This is a genomic window from Terriglobales bacterium, assembly GCA_035624455.1.
Taxonomy (GTDB): Bacteria; Acidobacteriota; Terriglobia; order Terriglobales; family Acidobacteriaceae; genus DASPRM01.
Map to the genome: position 1 here is coordinate 14,466 of DASPRM010000129.1, position 19,148 is coordinate 33,613.

Sequence of the window (19,148 nt, forward strand, 5' to 3'; positions counted from 1 at the left end):
TATGCCACAGATGTAGCGTCCCAGCCCGCTACTGGGAAGTAAGCGGTGACTCTGAACTGTCTTTGCCTACAAGCTTAGGAAGTTCTTTAGTAGTTTCTTGCCTTCGCCAGTCAGGACACTCTCGGGGTGAAACTGGACACCTTCAATGGGGTATTTGCGGTGCCGCAGTCCCATGATCACACGATTTCCATCCTTGTCGCAGGTGGAGGCGCTCACTTCCAGGTCATCGGGAAGACCCTTTTCCGCCACGATCAAAGAGTGATAGCGGGTGGCCTCCATGGGGGAAGGGATGTCGCGGAAGATGGTCCTTCCGTCGTGCTCGATGTGGCTGGTCTTACCGTGCATCAACTGACGTGCGCGTACCACTTTGCCGCCGTAAGCTTCGCCAATTGCCTGATGCCCCAGACAAACTCCAAGAATGGGCATCTTTCCTGCAAAGTGGCGGATGAGCTCAACACTGATGCCAGCCTCCTGGGGCGTGCACGGCCCCGGCGAAATGACGATCCGCTCTGGGGCGAGGATGTCCAACTCGGGAATCGTAATCTGATCATTGCGCCGCACCACGACATCCTGCCCCATCTCCCCAAGGTATTGGACCAGGTTGTAAGTGAAAGAGTCGTAGTTATCGAGCACGAAGATCATAGGAACTCACAACCCATTGCGCGCGACCTCCACTGCTTTCATCAGAGCCTTGGCTTTGTTGAGGCACTCTTCGTATTCACGCTCCGGCACTGAGTCGGCAACAATGCCGGCGCCGGTCTGGAGGTAGGCGCGCTTTCCTTTGATCATCATGGTGCGGATGGCGATACAGGAATCCAGATTTCCCGCAAAGTCAGCATACAGTACAGATCCGCCATAGATCCCACGGCGCAGCGGTTCCAGCTCTTCGATGATCTCCATGGCTCGAACCTTAGGAGCACCGCTCAGCGTGCCCGCCGGGAAGCAGGCTACGAAGACATCGAGCGCATCCAGATTGGGGCGCAACTCGCCCTCGATCGCCGACACCAGGTGCATGACGTGCGAATAACGTTCCACATACATCAGGTCGCGCACTTTCACGCTGCCATATTTGCTTACCCGGCCCACGTCATTGCGGCCCAGGTCCACCAGCATGACGTGCTCGGCACGTTCTTTTTCGTCGTTGCGCATGGCCCGCTCGATCCCTTGGTCCTCGGCTTCTTCCTTTCCCCGAGGGTGGGTCCCAGCGATCGGCCGGTACTCCACTTTGCTTCCTGTAACTCGCACCAGCATCTCCGGCGAGGATCCCAGCACCACCATGTCATCCATGCGCAGGAAGTACATGTATGGCGAGGGATTCACCGCGCGCAGAGCGCGGTAGATGCTGAAGGGAGAAGTCGTGGGCTGGAAGTCAATTCGTTGCGATAACACCACCTGAAAGATATCTCCCGCCGCGATGTATTCTTTGGCCGCATTCACGCTGGCCATGAAGGTTTCCGGCGAGGTGGTGTGGTGTATGCGCATCCGGCCGCGGGTTGGCTTCGATAAGGCGGCCAGCTCCGCAGGTCTTACACCTGCCCGCAGCTTTTTCTCAATAGCCTCGATATCGGCTGCCGCGCGGTCATATGCCGATTTCGGCTTTTCATGCGCGACGTTCGCAGATGCCATGATGTGAATCTGGTGGCGCAGGTGATCGAAGGCCAGCAGGCGGTCGAAGAACATCAGCCCGCAATCGGGTATATGCAGGTCGTTTTTCGCTGTCTCCGGCAGCTTTTCGAACCTACGTACCATGTCATAGGCAAAGAATCCCACGGCGCCGGCGGTGAAGGGAGGTAGGCCGGGAACCTTAGCGGGCCGATGCGTGGACAGCAACTCTCGCAAGATTGCAACCGCGTCTCCGATGCGGGCCGCGCATTCGCCATCGCGCTCAATCTCGATTGCATTCCCCAGGGCGGTGACCCGCATGTAAGGACGCGACCCTAGAAAGGTGTAGCGCCCGATCTTTTCCCCGCCTTCCACCGACTCCAGCAGGAACGAACACGGCTCCTTTCCAGCAAACGCCAGGAAGGCCGAAACTGGGGTTAGCAGGTCGGCACTGATCGATTTGACCACTGGAATCAGAGTCGCATGACGGCTAAACTCCTGGAACTCTTTGAAGGTCGGGCGCAGCATGCAGTGATCTCAGAAAGCCCGATTATACGTGGCCTCTCGCTCTGCCCATTCCGCCGACCATTGAACGATCGTTTGCCGGTTCCTAGTTCGCAAATTGACGCATCACTGCGATCGTGGCTTATACTTCGTTCACTTGGAGACCCGACTCTCCTGCTTTAAGCCACAGTATTGCAGGGACCGGCAGCGATTGCGGCGGTTCGAATGCGGGCTTTAGCGGGGCGGTTAAGAGAGATACATGCACATTAGATTCTGGGGGGTCCGCGGATCTACTCCCACTCCCCAGCCCGAAAACATGCGCTACGGGGGCAATACCTCCTGCTTAGAAGTGCGCATCAACGGTCACCTGTACATCTTCGACTGCGGAACGGGATTCCGTAATCTGGGCAAGCACCTCTCGCGTCAATCGGAGGCCACGGGTCATCCCATTCAGGCGCACATATTCCTTTCGCATTTCCATTGGGACCATATTCAAGGGATCCCTTTCTTTACTCCTTTGTATGAAAACTCGGAAAATCGCTTTCTCTTCCACTCCTCCAGCCGCAGCCGCGGTTTGCAGCGCGCGCTGGAAGAGCAGATGACCGATCCGTATTTTCCCGTGGACATGAGCCAGATGGCAGCGCATCGTCACTTCTATGACATCGATGAGGCTCGTCTCGACTTCGATGACTGCACCATCCGGACGATGTGGCTCAATCATCCTCAAGGCTGCCTCGGCTTTCGCATGGAGACGCCGAGTGGCATTCTGGTTTACGCCACCGACAACGAACCTGGTCACACCCTCTTTGACCAGAACGTTCGGCGCCTGGCCGAAGGCGCAAATATTCTGATCTACGACGCCCAATACCTGCCGGAGGAATACGAAGCCAAGAAGCGTGGCTGGGGACACAGCCATTGGCGCGAAGCGGTGAACATCGCCATGGAAAGCGGAGCCCAGGAACTGGTCCTCTATCATCACGATCCGGATCACAGCGACGAGTGCATCGATTCCATCGTCCGCGAAGCGCGCAATTACTACCCGCGAGTGCGTGCCGCCGCCGAAGGCTTGGAAATGCAGCTGTGAATTCGCATTGCCAACAGTTGTCATCGTGAGGCGTGGCGCATTTTTGGCACTTCCGCTCAATCCACTAATCTTCGTGATCTTGCCTGCCTTCTCGCACGTGCATATACTCAAACTTCGCACCCGCCCTCATGGCGGGCTCAAGGTGCCACTATCAAGCAGCGGAATCATCCCCGACCAATCCGCTCTGCTCGGAGACATGCATGACTGTAACCAGTTCCATTCCTCTGGATCAGGAGACCAATCCGTGGGCAGCACAGGCGGCCCGCTTCGATGTGGCCGCCAAGAAATTGAATCTCGATGAAGGCCTGTGGAAGGTCCTTCGCTATCCCAACCGAGAGATTACGGTTCACATTCCGGTACAGATGGATGACGGTCACCTGGAAGTTTTCACCGGCTACCGCGTGCAGCACTCAATTGCTCGTGGTCCCGCCAAGGGGGGAATCCGCTACGCCCCCGATGTCACGCTGGACGAAGTCCGTGCCCTGGCCAGCTGGATGACCTGGAAGTGCGCGGTGGTGAATATTCCGTTTGGCGGCGCCAAGGGGGGCGTCATCTGTGACCCGAAAAAAATGTCGATGAGTGAACTGGAGCGGATGACCCGGCGCTACACGGCGGAACTGTTCGAGTTCATCGGACCGGAAAAAGATGTGCCCGCCCCTGACGTCAACACCAACGAGCAGATCATGGCGTGGATCATGGACACCTACTCCATGCACATGCGCCAGACCGTCACCGCGGTCGTCACCGGAAAGCCTTTGAACATGGGCGGATCGCGTGGGCGTCGCGAGGCCACGGGCCGGGGTGTAATGGTGGTCTGCGATGAGGCGCTGAAGCTCTTCAATATGCGGCGAGAGGATACCCGCGTGATCATCCAGGGATTCGGTAATGTCGGCTCAAACGCGGCCCGCCTCATGCATGAAGCTGGTTATCGCATCATTGGAATCGCCGAGTATGACGGCGGCCTCTACAACCAGAATGGCATTGATATCGATGCGCTGTGGGAGCACCGCTTCAAGGCCGGCACCATTCACGGTTTCGCCGGAGCTGAGAAGGCCAACTCCGATGAGCTGTTGATCTCCGACTGCGACATCCTGATCCCAGCCGCCACTGAAAATGTGATCACCAGCCGCAACGCCGACAAAGTGAAAGCCAGGATTCTATGCGAAGGCGCCAATGGTCCCACTACTGCCACTGCGGACGAGATCCTGTTCGACAAGAAGATCTTTGTGATTCCCGACATCCTGGCCAACGCCGGCGGCGTCACTACTTCCTATTTTGAGTGGGTGCAGGATCGCCAGGGTTACTTCTGGAAGGAGTCAGTGGTTAACGAGCAACTCGACCACATCATGCGTTCTTCCTTCGACGACGTGGTCGGCTACGCCAAGACCCACACTGTAAACAACCGCATTGCGGCTTACATGCTGGCGATCGACCGAGTGGCGTACACGATACGACAGCGCGGCATTTATGCCTAGCTGCGGGACATAGTAACGAGCTCCGAATCGCTCCACGGTATCTGGCGAGAGCGCACAACCAGCGGACTCGGCTTTCCCGCCGAGCTTTTTCTTTCTAGAATCACCAGCGACCGTCCTAAGACCACAATGTATGCGAAGTCTCGCCTCCATTCCGCGGCCCGTGCTGCTGACGACGGCTATCCTCTTTGCTGCGGCGACGGTTTTTTATTCCGCAGCCTGGATGTACTACATCCGCTGGCAACCACCTGTCGAGATAGGAGTTGAACTCGGCCCACTCCAGCCGAAAGGCTACCTCCAGATTGCGCGCATCATTCCCAACGGCCCCGCTGCCCAGGTTGGACTGCAAGCTGGTGACCGCGTGGTTGAGGTCAATGGCGAAAAGCTCTCCGGACTGAGTCTCCCTGATGCCGTAGCTCGCGGAAAGCCAGGCGAGGTGATTTCATTGCTGATAGAGCGTCCAGGAACCGGCCTGGTCCGTGCCTCCCTCGCGCTCATTGCCTATCAACAGTCCACCCTCTATACCTCTTCGCAGCGGTTAATGAATTCCATTTTGAGTCTTTACCCTGTGCTGTTTCTGGTAGTCGGGCTGCCAGTTCTGTTCCTTCGCCTCGAAAATCGCAACGCCTGGCTTCTCGCCATAATGTTTGCGGGCTTCATTGCCGCAGCTCCTCTCGCATTTTTGGAAGGGGCCATAAGCCCACCCCTTCGGCGATTCCTGTTCGCGTATATGGTTTTCTTTTATGGCTGGCTGCCGGCCATCTTCTATTGTTTCTTCGCCACTTTCCCTGCCTCCTCACCGATCGATCGCCGTATCCCTTGGTTGAAAACTGCGCTGGTCGTAGGCGGTGGCGCAGTAGCTCTAGCCTGCTCCGTGGTCGTGCTGGCGGGTGGAGGCATGTACTCCCTGTTGTTTGCAGTACTGCGGCCTGTGCCCGCGAAATTAGTGGTTATAGTGACCTCAATCTACAGTTTTGGAGGGTTTATTCTTGGCCTGGTTTCTTTGGTGTGGAACGACATTAGCGCACCAACTTCGGATGCTCGCCGCAAGACCCGCGTGATGGTTACGGGTACTGTGGTGGGAGTTGCGCCCATCCTTGTTATCCGGTTTGTTGGGCTTTCTTCTCCCCTGAGGCGGCCAACCAACATTCCGTATTGGGTGCTGAGCTTCGCCATTGCTGCCCTGTTTCTAATTCCATTGTCTTTCGCCTACGCCGTGGTGAAACATCGCGTGCTCGAAATTCCCGTACTCTTGCGGCGAAGTGCGCGATACGTTTTGGTGCAGCGCGGATTCGTCGTCTTGCTGTTTGCGGTGGCTGCCGCTGTCACTGCGTTGTTTACTCGCTTCTTTTCCCGCTTCTTCCAGGCCGAATCGAACGCCGGCATGATCGCCAGCGTCGCCCTGGGAGTCGTGATGGTCTGGAGCTTTGCCCCGGTAATCAAGCGGGGTACGGAGCGCATCGACAAGGCCTTCTTCCGCAGCACCTATGATGTACGGCTCATCTTGCAGGATCTGGCAGAGAAAACCCGCTCGGTTGCTGACCGTCACGAGCTCGCAGCTCTGCTGCAGAACCAGATCAACGGCGCCTTGCACCCGAAAACCTTCGCTTGCTTTTTTCGCAACGAAGATGGCGAGCTGACACAAGAGTCGGGGATTCCTGATGTCTCGATGACAATTCCTGAGACCCATCCCATCGTGCAGGAGTCGGCGAACCGCGGCCGCTCCTGGGATGTTCTCCCCTCCGGACCCAATGGTGAGGATATGGGACAACTTCGCAATCTCGCACCCGAGTGCGTGGTTCCGATTCTCGGCCGTGGCGGCCGCCTGATCGGGTTGCTGGCGCTTGGGGAGCGCCTGTCGGAAGAGCCTTATTCGCGAGAGGACAAGCGCCTGCTCGACTCGGTGGCCAGCCAGGCCGGCATGGCCCTCGAGAACATCCATCTAGCGGAGGAAATGGCGGCGCGCCTTGAGGCCGAGCATCGTGCGCATCAGGAAATGGAGTTCGCACGACAGGTTCAGAGCCGCCTGTTTCCTCAAAAGACGCCTCCTTTGGAGACGTTGGAGTACTCCGGAGTTTGTATCCAGGCGCGGCAAGTAGGTGGCGACTACTACGATTTTCTGGAACTGCGTCGCGGACGTCTAGCTCTGGTTCTGGCGGATATCGCAGGAAAGGGAATATCTGGGGCACTGCTGATGGCAAATCTCCAAGCCAACCTGCGCAGTCAATACGCCATGGCGCTGACGGACCTGGCTCAACTGCTGGTCTCGGCTAACCGCCTCTTTTACCAGAACACGGGCGACAGCAGTTACACCACCCTTTTCTTTGCCGACTACGATGATCACAGCCGCCGTTTGCGTTACGTGAATTGCGGGCATCTTCCTCCTCTGGTGGTGCGTGGCCGCGCCAGCCATGAGCCACAGGTAGAACGACTCGAGAGCACCGCCACAGTTATGGGATTGTTCGAGCAGTGGGAGTGCGGCATCGCCGAAATTGACATGCATCCCGGTGATGTCCTGGTGATGTACACCGACGGGGTCACGGAAGCTTCCAATAGCGCAGACGAAGAATTCGGTGAGCAGCGCCTGGCAAGAGTGATTGCCGCCAACCGCAGCCTGCCCGTTTCTGACATTCAGCAACACATTGTGGCTGCGGTCCAGCAATTTTCGGGCGGCGAGCAGGCCGACGACATTACCCTGGTGGTCGCGCGCTGCCGTCCATGAGTGGCCCTTCCGCTGGTCAGAATTTACAATCAAAAATGTTGAACCGCATCGCCAGCCTCTGCGTAACTATCGCCAGTCCTATGGGGGATTTCGGCCCAGTCTTCGCAATCCAAGGAGACATCTCTTGAACAAGAATTTTGTTGTTTCTTTCAGCCTGTGGCTGGCCTCGATCACGATAGCCGTGCCGCTGCTAGCGCAGTCCAAGCCCACTCAAGCAGTCAAGCCGGCGCCTAAGGCGTGGGTAGTGCGCAGCGATGAGAATGCACAGATTCTTATCCAAATCATGGCTCGCTTTACGCCGGAAGACGCGAGCTCTTTCGGCGCCGAGGGATTTGACGAGCAGATCATCGACCTGAAACCGAATTTTGTTGCGCGCGAGCATGTCGCGGTTGAGCAGGCCATACACGACTTGCAATCCCGTCTGGCTTCAGAGAAGGATCCGCTGGTCCGGCAGGATCTCGAGATCCTTATCGATGCTGCGCAGAGGCAGAATCGTGAACAAGAACTGGAGGAGAAATATCAGATCCCTTACCTGGATATGAGCCGGACCGTGTTTCTGGGCATGCGCTCGTTGCTGGATGATCAGGAACCACAGGAGCGGCGGCAGAAAGCATTAATTCGCCTCAAACGCTACGCCGGAACTGAGCCCGGATACGAACCCATTACGGTTCTGGCCGAGCGATACACACGCAGCCGCATGAACACACCTGGGCTGATTGGTCCCTACAAAGGCGAATTGGAGAAGGACCTGGCTCAGAGCCAATTCTTCGTCGACGGCATTGCGAGACTCCTGGCGAAATTCCAGATTTCCGGTTACGAACAGTCCTACGCCAAGCTCAAAGTGCAGCTCACGGCGTACAACGACTTCCTGCGCAAAGAAATTGCACCCAAGGCTCGCAACGATTTTCGTCTGCCAGCGGAACTCTATGCCTTCCGGCTGGAGGACGTCGGAGTCGACATCCCTCCTGCTGAGTTGGCGGGGTTAGCGCATGCTGCCTTTGACGGCATCCAGAAACAGATGCAGGCGCTTGCGCCGGCGGTGGCAAAGCAGCGCGGCTTCTCTTCCACAGATTACCGCGATGTCATTCGTGAGTTGAAGAAAGACCAGTTTCAGGGTGATGCCATTCTCGCCCATTATCAAAAACGAATTGCGGAAATCGAGCAGATCATCCGCAGGGAACACCTGGTCACCTTGCCCGACCGTCCTATGCGAATCCGCCTGGCCAGCGAAGCAGAGGCTGCCAATATTCCAGCCCCCAACATGCACATGCCGCGTTTGATCGGTAATACCGGTGAAGTGGGTGAATTCGTGCTGCCGCTGACCATCCCCTCTGCAGCCGGTGCTAAACCGGGCACGATGCAGAACTTCGACGACTTTACGTTTTCCGCCGCCTCCTGGACCCTGACCGCCCATGAGGGGCGCCCGGGACATGAACTCCAGTTCGACTCCATGATTGAGCGCGGTGTGTCTCTGGCTCGTGCCATCTTTGCTTTTAACAGCACCAATGTCGAAGGCTGGGGGCTCTATTCTGAGTACATCATGCAACCGTACATGCCGCCAGATGGCCAGCTGGTTTGCCTGCAACATCGCCTGCTGCGATCTGCTCGCGCTTTTCTCGACCCCGAACTGGAGTCGGGCAAGGTAACTCCGGAGCAGGCCAAACGAGTGCTTACGCAGGATGTGGTGTTATCAGATGTAATGGCCAATCAGGAAGTGGAGCGCTATATGTTCCGGGCCCCCGGCCAGGCGACTTCTTATTTCTACGGCTACACCAAGCTGGTTGAGCTTCGCAAAGATACGCAGCAGGCTCTGGGCAAGAACTTCGATCAGCAGAAATTTCACGACTTCATTCTTGCTCAGGGACTCCTTCCGCCAGCTCTGTTGCGCAAGGCAGTGATGGAGGAGTTCGTGCCCCGGGTGAGAGCGAAAACAAACGCCATAGCTTGGAACTAGCATTGTTGCGGCTGCTCCCTGCTGGCTTTCGGTCTTTGGGCATGGGGAGCATCTGACCTCTCGACCTTGATCTGGATCGGGTAAAAAATCATCAGGGCACAGTTACCGGCAACGGTCCAACAGTCGTAAAATCTTGCTACGGCCAGATTTTCAGACTCCCAGGGCCCGGCATTTCCGGGGAAATGGTTTTTGCATGTCGATCGCAAAAATTCGCGACGGCCTTGTCGAGATTTACTGCGATGGTGAATGCCGTTACGTCCGGCCTTCCTTCTGGGAGCGCTCCTATCTGCTGTGGGTTTTTCGTAATTTTCGCCGCTTGCCAGTGCAAGTTCTAAGCTCGGGGCAGCAACAAATGCTGGAACGGCTGGCGCGGCGCGCTCGCGCCCCCCTCCGCAGCGAGCGCATCGATCCCCTGCTAGTAATCGGGCGGGCAGAGTTCTCACGCTTGGGAAGGAAGCCCGTTTCGCGTCTCGCGCCCAAACCGGCTTTTGAGAAGCTGCTTGCGACGGGCTCCGGCCCGCAAGCGGTTTCCGCCCCCGTCCCAGATACGGCAAGTCCGCCGGCGAGTACTTCTCTTCCACCCAAGCCGGAGTCGCCTCACTTGCCGGTCTTGGTAAAGCCCACGCCAGCTCCCATTCTTTTGCCCGGCAAGAGCCGCGTGTCCAGACCTTCCGCTGATCGAAACCGCCTTGCCCATCCAGACTGGATCCCAATCTCTTCCCGTTCACGGGAATCAGCAGAACCGCGCTCGGCATCGCCGACAGATTCGAAATCGAACGTGCGATGGGCATGGCTAGCCATGGCAGCAGCCGCGGTCATTCTGTCCGCAGGGCTTGTCCTGCGGCTCCGTACCAGTCCAGACACCGTCCAGCAGGCCCGGCCTCAAGCGGCGAGTACTGCTTCCCCAGCTACGCATTCATCCTCCAAATCTCAGGGAGCGCCCACTGCGTCAAAAACCTCCTCTCCAATGAATGAGACCCGAAGTCAGGCATCGCAGCCCACACTAGCTTCACAGCCTATAGTCGACCCAGCTAGCAGATCCTCGCTTGCGACGCCCGGCCCAAACCGAATTTCCCCACGGAGTGCACCCAATACGGCGGTGACGCTTGCGCCGCCACCCGAGGCCGCGGCTCTTCCTAACGCTATTGCGGTTTCACCCAACCTTGGTTCTGTGCCCCTGGATGCACTGCCGGCTGATGCGTCCGGTATCGCCACAGGGTTCACCCAATCCCCTGGACCATCTTCAGACCCACTGTCCTCCGAGCGGATAAATACAGCGGCTGCCAACGGCACACCAATTACCCGGCCGCTCGGGGCTATGCTCGCTCCTCAACACGTGATTTATCCGGCCTTCCCCAAGTCTGAAAAGCTGGGAACCGGCAAGGAAGAAGTCATCGTCAGGGCTGTAGTGAGTGCAAAGGGAAGCGTGGAAAGCGTGCAAATTGTGAAGGGCGATCCAGCGCTGGCGTCAGCGGTTGCCAACGCGGTCCGACAATGGCGCTATTCGCCATACATTGCGAACGGCCATGCCGTCTCAGTCGAAACCACCACCGCTTTTACGATTCTTGGACCGGACGCGGTCACGGTCCGGTTCCTTCCCGCGCAATAGAATCGCACTTCGCGCCTCGCCTTGCTTCCCATCCCAAGCCCCAGTAAGCTCTCCGCCCATGAAAATACGCACTGGGCACCTGCTCTTCGCTTGCATTTTCCTGCTGAAGGTAATCGCGCTTTCCCAGGAGCCGCCCAAGCCCACCGAGGGCGATTTCGTCACTCGCAACTTCCGATTCCGCTCCGGCGAGGTCTTGCCAGAACTGTGGCTGCACTATGCCACCTATGGCAAGCCGGTGACCGACTCCTCCGGCCGTGTCACCAACGCCGTGATCGTCCTGCACGGCACCGGTGGCTCCGGACAGCAATTCACCGGCGCGCGCTTTGCGGGCGTGCTTTTCGGTCCCGGCCAACTGCTCGACGTCAGCCGCTACTTCATCATTCTTCCCGACTCCATCGGACACGGCCATTCCAGCAAGCCGAGCGATGGCCTGCATGCCCGCTTTCCACACTACGATTATGACGACATGGTTGCCGCTCAGCACCTGCTGCTTACCGAGGGACTCAAGGTCGACCATCTGCGTCTTGTGATGGGCACATCTATGGGCTGCATGCATTCCTGGGTTTGGGCGGAGACCTATCCCGATTTCATGGACGCGGTTATGCCTCTGGCTTGCCTGCCGGTGCAGATCGCTGGCCGAAACCGGATGATGCGCAAAATGATTATGGATTCCATCCACACCGATCCTGATTGGAAGAACGGCGAGTACCAGCAGCAGCCCCGCGGGCTAGAAACCGCCCTCTACGTTCTCCTGATCATGGGAAGCAGCCCGCTGCAGATGCAGAAGGAGTACGCCACGCGCGAACAGGCCGACAATTTTCTCAGCAATTTCGTGAACACCCGCATGGCTACGACGGACGCGAACGATCTCCTTTAGCAGGTCGACGCCTCGCGTGACTATGATCCTGCACCCCACCTGCAGGAGATCCGGGCACCAGTAATGTTCGTCAACTCGGGAGACGATCTCATCAACCCGCCGGAACTTGGAATCGCCGAACGGGAAATCAAGAAGGTCAAGAATGGACAATTCATCCTTCTACCCATCACTGACCAAACCCGCGGCCACGGCACGCACACTTATCCCGCGATCTGGAAAGAACACCTGGCAGAACTGCTGCAGGAAAGCCAGCGCTGAACTCGCATCCTGGGTTGACCTCTTATGCGGCGGGTGCTTTGTCCGATGCGGACTGGACAGCATACCCAGCGGTTGCCGGCTCGCCTAACGGGATGCGGATTGTGACACAAGTGCCGCTGGGGCTGGAATCGATCTCCACTGTCCCGCCGAGTTCATGCACGCGCTCGTGCATGCCCGCCAAGCCAACCCCTCCCTCACTGCCTGAAACTCGGAGGTGTGCCAGCAAGGCATCAGGAATCCCTTCTCCATAGTCCTGCACTTCGAGACCAACTGCATTGATGGGGCGCTTGATTCGAACATCGACCATGCCGCTGCCAGAATGGCGGTGAACGTTGGTCAAACATTCCTGCAAGGCGCGAAAGAGCGCCAACTCCACACCTTCGGGAAAGCGGCCCAGGTCAGGAGGAATCTCCAGATTCACGCGGATACCGCTGCGATTGCCGAAGCCTTCAACATACCAACGAGTCGCGGAAGCCAGTCCTGCTTCATCCAGCAGAGGCGGATGCAGCAGATGCGAGATCGTGCGCGTTTCTGCAAGAGCTTTCTGTAGCAGTTCGCGTGTTTCGGCCCATAGACTGACTCGGTCCTCCGAGGAGTCCATGGGCTCTTTTTCGCAACTCAGCCGCTCGATGAATATGCTCAAGGCGGTCAGATACTGACCCAAGCTGTCGTGCAGCTCGCGCGCCATCCTCCGGCGTTCTATATCCTGCATGTGCAGCAGACGACTGCTCAATCGGCGGGCCGCATCCTCGGCCCGTCGTAGCAGTGTGACGTCAAGAACTACCATGCCCACCTGATTGCACTGCCCCTGCTCGCGATATAAGGGGAAGTAATTAACGATCCATTCGCCGCGTGAGGAATCGTCAGTGGACGTGCGGCTTAACTCCTGGTTCAAGACCGGCTGTCCGGTGGCGAGCACCTGCCGGCACGGTGGTTCGATGGTGAAGCCAAGCTCTCCCCAGACCTCGTTGATCTTTCGTTCCGCATGTTGTGCGACAGCCAGATGGTTCATGTCCGCCAGAAAGGTGTTCACCTTCTGGAAGCGTAGATCAGAGTCAACAATCGCCAGCCCCACGGGAGATGAGGCGAAAAATGCGTTCAGCACATGTTCTTGCGATCGCGCGCTCTGTTCGGCCACTCTGCGGCGACGCAGCTCCTTGAGAAGGGCGTTAAAGCTGACGGCCAAAACCAGAACGGCAATTACGAACGCGGTGGTAAGCAGGAGCAATGTCCGGCTGTAGGTCGCACCCGATCGATTTTGTTGCTGGAGGAGCTGCCTGCCTTCCTCGCCGTCCATCTGGGCAAGTATTGCTACAATCTGGCCCATCAACTGAGTGCCGGCCTCGGTCAACCCGATTTGTCCTTCCATCCCGGGTTTGGCAGGCTCATTGCCAATCGACTGCCGGATCAACGTCAGCTCCCGCTGCACCAGCGGCTCAAGGCGATCCAAAGAGCGCTGCTGAGCAGGATTGTCGGCCGTCAGTTTTCTGAGATTCCTCAGCTCGCTGGGAATGATTTCCAGCAGAGGTCGGATGGGTCCGAGCTGAGTTGCTTCTCCGGTGATCGTGTATGCCCGGCGAGCACTTTGTGCGGTGAGAATATCGGCACGAAAATCCTGCAGGGCGGCTTGCACACTGTGACTATGTGCTACCTGCTTCTCACTAGTCACAAGGGCAACGATCGTGCGATACGCAGAGGCAAAGATCAAACACAGCAATATCAGGGCCAGGCCGACTACAGCCCAGGCAACTCGCTCCGGAAACTCCCGGCTTTTTTCCAGTGGTCCAAGACTGGCAGGGGGGAATGGTCCGCTGCTCAAACTCGCACGCTCCTGGTGGACCTTAACAAGTCTAACCATTAACACGCCGGAAGGGAAAAAGTTCCGAAAAAATCGTGCGGATCCAAGATGCTGATTTCAAAGGTTCTGTCGACATTGCGGAGCGGAGCCAGGTCTAAGATGAAGAACGATAGAAGTCTTTGAAAGTGGAAAACAGTAGAACGTCTTTATCAGTACTTCCGACTTCAACCGGCTTTCAGGCCGCTTGATCGCCCATAGCTCAGGTCATCAGTTGTGGTGCTAAGCCCGGTATCGGTGGCGGGTGCCGTTTCCCGCTGGTTCGACAATCTCTCACCGGCGGGTATTTTTTCGCTCAACAGTGATTCTATGGTGTGAATCAGGACCGCAGCACCGTCTGTTTTCGAGACGACGTTCTCCACTCCGACCTTGCGGGCCTCGATTTCGATCTCCGGGCCGTGATGCAGGGTGTGCATCACGATTCGTGTGCTCGGTGTGGCTTTTAAAATCTCGCGCGCGGCCTGCAATCCGTCACCCCCAGGCATCACCCAGTCGAGAATGATCAGGTCAGGATGTAGCTTTTGTGCCTTAGTCACAGCCTCACGACCGTCCCGCGCTTCCCCGCAAACCTCCCAGTCATGGGCGCAGCTTTCCAGGAGAACGCGCAGACTCCTGCGTACGAACTCATGATCGTCGGCTATGAGGATTCGAGTCGCCATTTTCTCCAGGCCTAACTGCGAGGCGCGCGACCCAAACCTTGCCTAAGTGACGCCCCCGAAGCGCTTACATCGAACATAGAAAAGCTACGCCTAGTGGTAAATACAGTGAAAGCCCTAGTTGGCAGGATTATTTCCCCCCAGCTCGCAAGTTACCAACAAATCTCTTCTTCCCTCGTGTGGTTTTGGGCATCCCAAGTGGGGAATTTGCACGATGATCGATCTCGGAACTGCAAAAGCCGGCGAGCGCACAAGCCCAGAAGGCAAAGCTATTCGCAACCTGATTCTGCTTGCTACCCCGAAGAGTGAATACGCCTACCTCCGGCCGCACCTGGAATTGGTGCCTTTGCCTCACCACAGCAGCCTGCACGAACCTCGCCAAGCTCCAGACCACGTTTACTTTCCTAACTCTGGATTAGTCTCCCTGGTGGTGGTCACCCGCGATGGTAGATCCGTGGAGACCGGTGTGATCGGAAGAGAGGGTATTGCCGGCCTCTCTTCGGCTTTCGGTTTTTCTCGAACCTCGCAACGCGCGGTGGTTCAAGTCTCCGGTGATGCTGCTCGCATCGGGGTGCAGTGGTTGTTACAGGCACTGCCGCTTACTCCTGGCCTTCAAATGCTGCTTGCCCGCTTTGCTGTGGCACAGGGTGTCCAAGCGGCCCAGACAGCGGCCTGCAATCGCCTTCACGATGTGCAACAGCGGCTTGCCCGCTGGCTCCTGATGAGCCAGGATCGGCTAAATTCGGGGTTTCTGCCCATCACCCACGACTTCCTGGCTACCATGCTGGGCACCGATCGGCCCAGCGTGAGCCTGGCTGCACGCGACCTGCAGAAAAAGCAGGTGATCGACTATAGCCGGGGCGACTTGCGGGTCATCGATCGCAAGGGGCTTGAGGGCCTGTCGTGCGAGTGCTACAGCGTCCTACAGCAGCTGAACGGTGAAGTCGGACTCACCTGACCACTGCCTCCCATCAGCCACAGACCCACGTGCATCTGTGGCTGAAGCGCTTGTCGATAGGAGCTGATTCCGCCGGGCGAATCGCGCCTTGGACTACTTGCGATCCGCGATCCGTTCATCCTTGCTCATGCGGGCGATGTTCGACTCATCCGCCTTCTTGCGGTTGGATGCCAGCTTGTCACTATCGGCCTTGCGAACCCGCACGCAGCTGTACTCGGGATGAACCGTGCAGACTTCTTCGGTGTTGTCCTGCTTCTGCAGGTTGCGTCCATTCCCCGGTACTTCCGCCGCGATCAGCGAAGAAGTCATCAACCCCAATGTCGCGAGTCCGAGCAGTATCTGCTTTTTCATAATGCCTCCTCAGGGGCCAGCCCCCCATCATCTTCGGAAGCGAGAAGAAGCACATCGACGGCCAATCCAGGTGCGATCAACGGAAAACTTCCGAGCCTTGGCTAAGTTGTTGAATTGACCGCGTAAGTCTGGGCGCTAAAAAGCTATCGAGTTGGAAAGAACGGCGTAGGAAATGGATAAGTGTAACCGGCAGGATAGACTGCTCTCACCACTCGGATAGGGCAAGGCCTTCGAACTGGCCCGTTGGGACCGCCGGGCAGGATATGGAACAGAAATGTCGATGCCGCTATACGCCCACAGTCTGCTTCGCGCTGACCGGAACCGCTGTGAACCAATTGTGCCGGTCGTGCTGGCGTCCTTCGACGATCCCGTAAAACTCCTTCTGAATCGTCTTAGTGATCGGCCCGATCATGCCCTTGCCCACTTGAATCTTATCCACGGAATGGATTGGCGTCACCTCTGCTGCCGTGCCGCTGAAGAACACTTCGTCGGCGATATAGAGCATTTCGCGCGGAATCATCTGTTCCATTACCGGGATCTTCAGGTCGCGTGCTAACTGCAGAACCGAATCGCGGGTGATGCCCGGCAGCACGGAATTGGCCAATGGAGCCGTGTAGAGGGTTCCCTGGCGGACAACAAAAAGATTTTCGCCTGAACCTTCGCTGACATAGCCGCCGGCATCAAGCGCAATGCCCTCGACATAGCCGTTGATGATGGCTTCCATCTTGATCAGCTGCGAGTTCATGTAATTGGCGCCTGACTTCGCCATCGCCGGCAAGGTGTTCGGCGCGATCCGGGTCCAGGAGGAGACGCAGACGTCCACGCCCTCGTCGCCCTTGGCAAGATATTTTCCCCAGGGATAATTACAGATATAGACCTCGGTCGGCGAGTTGAAGGGGTTCACGCCCGCTTCGCCATAGCCGCGCAGAACGATGGGCCGGATATAGCAGGGCCACACTCCATTGCTGCGGATCAGCTCCACCATGCCCTGCACCAGTTCGTCGCGGGTGAAGGAAACCTCGATGCGGTAGATCTTGGAAGAATCGAGCAAACGCTGCATGTGCTCGGCCGCACGGAAAATAGCGGGACCACTAGGCAGCTCATAACAACGGATACCCTCGAACACCGAAGAGCCGTAATTCACCACGTGCGACATGACGTGGATGTTCGCGTCATCCCAGCGGATGAGCTTTCCGTTGTGCCAGACATGCTCGGTCTTCTGAATGGGCATCCTCAATCCTCCAACGCCAGTTTACAGCATTAGAGGCTGATTCCAATGTGTGTGGCGCGGAGGCTCCTGTCCGCGGTCGCGGGTTACAAGCATGAACCTTGAGGGTGCCTCGTTCAAGAGCAGCTTGGCGGGATGGTTGATTGGTGTCGAAACTCAAACGGGGTTGCCTCACCTTGTCGCTCGGCTGTTGGAGACACAGGCTGGGCTGGCTGCTGCGATCTTTAGTGGGTGGTGGGTGGCCCAGGTTCGCGCCGTGCTCTTCGGCGCTAACCTGGGGTCTCCACTAACTGCTGGCCTTGATCTTCACCGCTGCCTTGGCTTGGTTTCCCGGCAACTCATCTCCGCGCAAAAATTTTCCATTCTTGTTGCTGCGCATATCAGGCATCGCGGCAAAAGGTTTGCTGTAATCGTTGCGGGCGTTCCAGAACAAGAAACCTATCCCGCCCTTATCCTTGGCCACGGCAACCTGCGTCTCGATGTAAACAGGTGAATAGGTCTTGGTCCGCCAGGCAAAGGCCTGCAACCACGGGCGCAGCACAACGCCGGAATCCTTGGTGATCAGGCCGAAGCGGTTCATAGACTCGGAGATGAAGTGCTCGGGCGCATCACCCGGCAGCTTGTAGCCATCCATGCCGAAGAAGTGAGAGGGGTAGATCATAGGCGATAGAATGTCGCACGCCTTCGCCATGCGCACGATGTCCTGTCCGGTATGCGAGAGATCGATCGGCCGCTGCCAGGCCATCACGCCGAAAACATCCAGCGAAACCAGCACGCCGTCCTGGTGCAGCTCAGCGTAAGCGCGAGTCAGGAAGTCGGCAATCACGTCCGCGCGCTTCCAATCCGGATGCGTCGCCTCAAAAGCAAACTTCGCGTCTTTCTGATCACCCTCGGCAGGGAAGCGCACGTAATCAAACTGAATCTCGTCTACGCCAGCTTCGGCCGCATGCCGAGCCAGCGCGATGATGTAATCCTGATAGTCCGGATTCGACGGATCCAGCCAGACCAGCTTTCCATTTTCTCGCCAGGGTTGGCCGGTGCGGCGCGAATGCACTGCCAGCTGACTGCGGTTCTCCGCCATCCATTGATCGCGGAAGATGGCAATACGGGCGATGGCATGCATGTGCAGCCCATGCAGGAAATGCGTGTACTTGGGAAGATTGCTGATCACCGGCTTATGCCCGGTGGGCGCCAGCTTGTGCTCGAATGGAATATTGATGATGCCGTCGCTGTCTTTCACGTCGAACACCACAGCATTGCCGCCCGCCTTACGCCACTCGCGCACCAGGTTAACGCCCTTCTGGCTGCCCGCCATCGTGCCGGTGAGATAGATGGCGCGTACTTCGTAATCCTTAGGTACCGGGATCGATTTTTCCGACCAGTTCGTGATGTCCATCCCAGGCACAATGATTTGCTCGTCCGCCTTGAAATAAGCGCTGTGCGCCAGGTTCGCATTGGCAGAGCGGACCGCCTCGCGGAACTCCGATCCGGTCATGAATGTGCTCTGCGACAGATAGAGGTGGACCAGAGTGTCCATGGTCTGTCCACGTTTGGCAGTGAAGAGAATGCTGCCCGGCGGTAGAACTGGAGCTGCCGGAGAGGCAGGAGTGGTCGTCGTCGCGGAAACGGTCTTGAACTCAGTAGAGTTGGCGCGTCCCGATCCTGCTTTGGCGGCCGGACTGGAAGCTGCTACCAGCCGGTAATGTGGTACCGCAATCACCAGTACAGCGATAAACAGTGAACAGATAAGGGCCGCAAGGGCCGACAGCCGTAGGGTCCTGGACATCGTAATCCTCGGAAAAACCGCAATTTATGGATTTTTCCGGATGCTACCACCTACATAGATGCGGGCTAGGTATCGGAAGGAGTACATCTTCAGGCGTGGGATATCCTCCACTGTGCCCATTTGGGCTTGCACTTCGGTAGATGAGTTTCCTATTGCCCCTCTACGAGCGGTGTGGCTGATACCTTTCGAACTCCACGGCCTGACTTGCATCTCGTTTCCTGAAGCTGGCATC

General features: G+C 57.4%; 16 protein-coding genes. 8 read left to right on the forward strand and 8 right to left on the reverse strand.

Annotated elements, in window-relative coordinates:
• Positions 1–66 precede the first annotated feature (66 nt).
• Together VEG30_14660 and trpE are read right to left on the reverse strand one after the other, a co-directional pair.
• Positions 67–642, reverse strand: coding sequence for an aminodeoxychorismate/anthranilate synthase component II (locus VEG30_14660; GenBank protein HXZ81168.1), 576 nt, complete (start codon positions 640–642; stop codon positions 67–69).
• A 6-nt stretch (positions 643–648) separates the two neighbouring features.
• A complete protein-coding gene (gene trpE, locus VEG30_14665) occupies positions 649–2,130 on the reverse strand; it encodes an anthranilate synthase component I (protein ID HXZ81169.1) in 1,482 nt (493 codons plus the stop codon).
• Between the two features lie 235 nt (positions 2,131–2,365).
• Here trpE and VEG30_14670 point away from each other — a divergent pair, with 235 nt between their 5' ends.
• From VEG30_14670 to VEG30_14685, 4 genes are all read left to right on the forward strand, one after another.
• Complete coding sequence (locus VEG30_14670) at positions 2,366–3,190, forward strand: MBL fold metallo-hydrolase (protein ID HXZ81170.1); 825 nt, start codon at positions 2,366–2,368, stop codon at positions 3,188–3,190.
• Positions 3,191–3,390: 200 nt separating this feature from the next.
• On the forward strand, positions 3,391–4,665 hold the full coding sequence (locus VEG30_14675; protein HXZ81171.1) for a Glu/Leu/Phe/Val dehydrogenase: 1,275 nt from the start codon (positions 3,391–3,393) through the stop codon (positions 4,663–4,665).
• Positions 4,666–4,795: 130 nt separating this feature from the next.
• Positions 4,796–7,384, forward strand: a complete 2,589-nt coding sequence (locus VEG30_14680; GenBank protein HXZ81172.1) for a SpoIIE family protein phosphatase — start codon at positions 4,796–4,798, stop codon at positions 7,382–7,384.
• A gap of 124 nt (positions 7,385–7,508) precedes the next feature.
• Positions 7,509–9,338, forward strand: coding sequence for a DUF885 domain-containing protein (locus VEG30_14685; protein HXZ81173.1), 1,830 nt, complete (start codon positions 7,509–7,511; stop codon positions 9,336–9,338).
• Between the two features lie 597 nt (positions 9,339–9,935).
• Here VEG30_14685 and VEG30_14690 read toward each other — a convergent pair.
• Positions 9,936–10,157, reverse strand: coding sequence for a hypothetical protein (locus VEG30_14690; GenBank protein HXZ81174.1), 222 nt, complete (start codon positions 10,155–10,157; stop codon positions 9,936–9,938).
• Positions 10,158–10,656: 499 nt separating this feature from the next.
• On the opposite strand from VEG30_14690, the gene VEG30_14695 reads away from it, so the two are divergent.
• The 3 genes from VEG30_14695 to VEG30_14705 all read left to right on the forward strand — a co-directional run bounded on the left by VEG30_14695 (position 10,657) and on the right by VEG30_14705 (position 12,082).
• Positions 10,657–10,947 (forward strand): energy transducer TonB, encoded by a 291-nt coding sequence (locus VEG30_14695; protein ID HXZ81175.1) that lies wholly within the window; start codon positions 10,657–10,659, stop codon positions 10,945–10,947.
• Between the two features lie 58 nt (positions 10,948–11,005).
• Positions 11,006–11,824, forward strand: a complete 819-nt coding sequence (locus VEG30_14700; protein ID HXZ81176.1) for an alpha/beta fold hydrolase — start codon at positions 11,006–11,008, stop codon at positions 11,822–11,824.
• A 63-nt stretch (positions 11,825–11,887) separates the two neighbouring features.
• A complete protein-coding gene (locus tag VEG30_14705) occupies positions 11,888–12,082 on the forward strand; it encodes a hypothetical protein (protein ID HXZ81177.1) in 195 nt (64 codons plus the stop codon).
• A 22-nt stretch (positions 12,083–12,104) separates the two neighbouring features.
• Here the strand turns inward: VEG30_14705 and VEG30_14710 are convergent, their stop codons facing one another.
• Together VEG30_14710 and VEG30_14715 are read right to left on the reverse strand one after the other, a co-directional pair.
• The gene (locus tag VEG30_14710; protein HXZ81178.1) at positions 12,105–13,901 is read right to left on the reverse strand and encodes a CHASE3 domain-containing protein; all 1,797 of its coding nucleotides are present in this window, start codon (positions 13,899–13,901) and stop codon (positions 12,105–12,107) included.
• Between the two features lie 203 nt (positions 13,902–14,104).
• Positions 14,105–14,596, reverse strand: coding sequence for a response regulator transcription factor (locus VEG30_14715; GenBank protein HXZ81179.1), 492 nt, complete (start codon positions 14,594–14,596; stop codon positions 14,105–14,107).
• Between the two features lie 211 nt (positions 14,597–14,807).
• Here VEG30_14715 and VEG30_14720 point away from each other — a divergent pair, with 211 nt between their 5' ends.
• Positions 14,808–15,551 carry a Crp/Fnr family transcriptional regulator gene (locus VEG30_14720; GenBank protein ID HXZ81180.1) on the forward strand — a complete coding sequence of 248 codons (744 nt, stop codon included), beginning with the start codon at positions 14,808–14,810 and terminating at the stop codon, positions 15,549–15,551.
• Positions 15,552–15,644: 93 nt separating this feature from the next.
• On the opposite strand, the gene VEG30_14725 is transcribed toward VEG30_14720, so the two are convergent.
• From VEG30_14725 to VEG30_14735, 3 genes are all read right to left on the reverse strand, one after another.
• Positions 15,645–15,902 carry a hypothetical protein gene (locus VEG30_14725; GenBank protein ID HXZ81181.1) on the reverse strand — a complete coding sequence of 86 codons (258 nt, stop codon included), beginning with the start codon at positions 15,900–15,902 and terminating at the stop codon, positions 15,645–15,647.
• A gap of 286 nt (positions 15,903–16,188) precedes the next feature.
• Positions 16,189–17,133, reverse strand: coding sequence for a branched-chain amino acid transaminase (locus tag VEG30_14730; protein HXZ81182.1), 945 nt, complete (start codon positions 17,131–17,133; stop codon positions 16,189–16,191).
• A gap of 283 nt (positions 17,134–17,416) precedes the next feature.
• Positions 17,417–18,916: a putative glycoside hydrolase gene (locus tag VEG30_14735; GenBank protein ID HXZ81183.1), complete on the reverse strand. Its 1,500-nt coding sequence runs from the start codon at positions 18,914–18,916 to the stop codon at positions 17,417–17,419.
• Between the last annotated feature and the right edge of the window lie 232 nt (positions 18,917–19,148).

What these genes read in the sequence shown, in the direction of transcription:
- VEG30_14660 (HXZ81168.1), bottom strand. Translation starts at nt 642, where the DNA reads ATGATCTTCGTGCTCGATAACTACGACTCTTTCACTTACAACCTGGTC.
- trpE (HXZ81169.1), bottom strand. Translation starts at nt 2,130, where the DNA reads ATGCTGCGCCCGACCTTCAAAGAGTTCCAGGAGTTTAGCCGTCATGCG.
- VEG30_14670 (HXZ81170.1), top strand. Translation starts at nt 2,366, where the DNA reads ATGCACATTAGATTCTGGGGGGTCCGCGGATCTACTCCCACTCCCCAG.
- VEG30_14675 (HXZ81171.1), top strand. Translation starts at nt 3,391, where the DNA reads ATGACTGTAACCAGTTCCATTCCTCTGGATCAGGAGACCAATCCGTGG.
- VEG30_14680 (HXZ81172.1), top strand. Translation starts at nt 4,796, where the DNA reads ATGCGAAGTCTCGCCTCCATTCCGCGGCCCGTGCTGCTGACGACGGCT.
- VEG30_14690 (HXZ81174.1), bottom strand. Translation starts at nt 10,157, where the DNA reads ATGACCGCGGCTGCTGCCATGGCTAGCCATGCCCATCGCACGTTCGAT.
- VEG30_14695 (HXZ81175.1), top strand. Translation starts at nt 10,657, where the DNA reads ATGCTCGCTCCTCAACACGTGATTTATCCGGCCTTCCCCAAGTCTGAA.
- VEG30_14700 (HXZ81176.1), top strand. Translation starts at nt 11,006, where the DNA reads ATGAAAATACGCACTGGGCACCTGCTCTTCGCTTGCATTTTCCTGCTG.
- VEG30_14705 (HXZ81177.1), top strand. Translation starts at nt 11,888, where the DNA reads ATGTTCGTCAACTCGGGAGACGATCTCATCAACCCGCCGGAACTTGGA.
- VEG30_14715 (HXZ81179.1), bottom strand. Translation starts at nt 14,596, where the DNA reads ATGGCGACTCGAATCCTCATAGCCGACGATCATGAGTTCGTACGCAGG.
- VEG30_14720 (HXZ81180.1), top strand. Translation starts at nt 14,808, where the DNA reads ATGATCGATCTCGGAACTGCAAAAGCCGGCGAGCGCACAAGCCCAGAA.
- VEG30_14725 (HXZ81181.1), bottom strand. Translation starts at nt 15,902, where the DNA reads ATGAAAAAGCAGATACTGCTCGGACTCGCGACATTGGGGTTGATGACT.
- VEG30_14730 (HXZ81182.1), bottom strand. Translation starts at nt 17,133, where the DNA reads ATGCCCATTCAGAAGACCGAGCATGTCTGGCACAACGGAAAGCTCATC.
- VEG30_14735 (HXZ81183.1), bottom strand. Translation starts at nt 18,916, where the DNA reads ATGTCCAGGACCCTACGGCTGTCGGCCCTTGCGGCCCTTATCTGTTCA.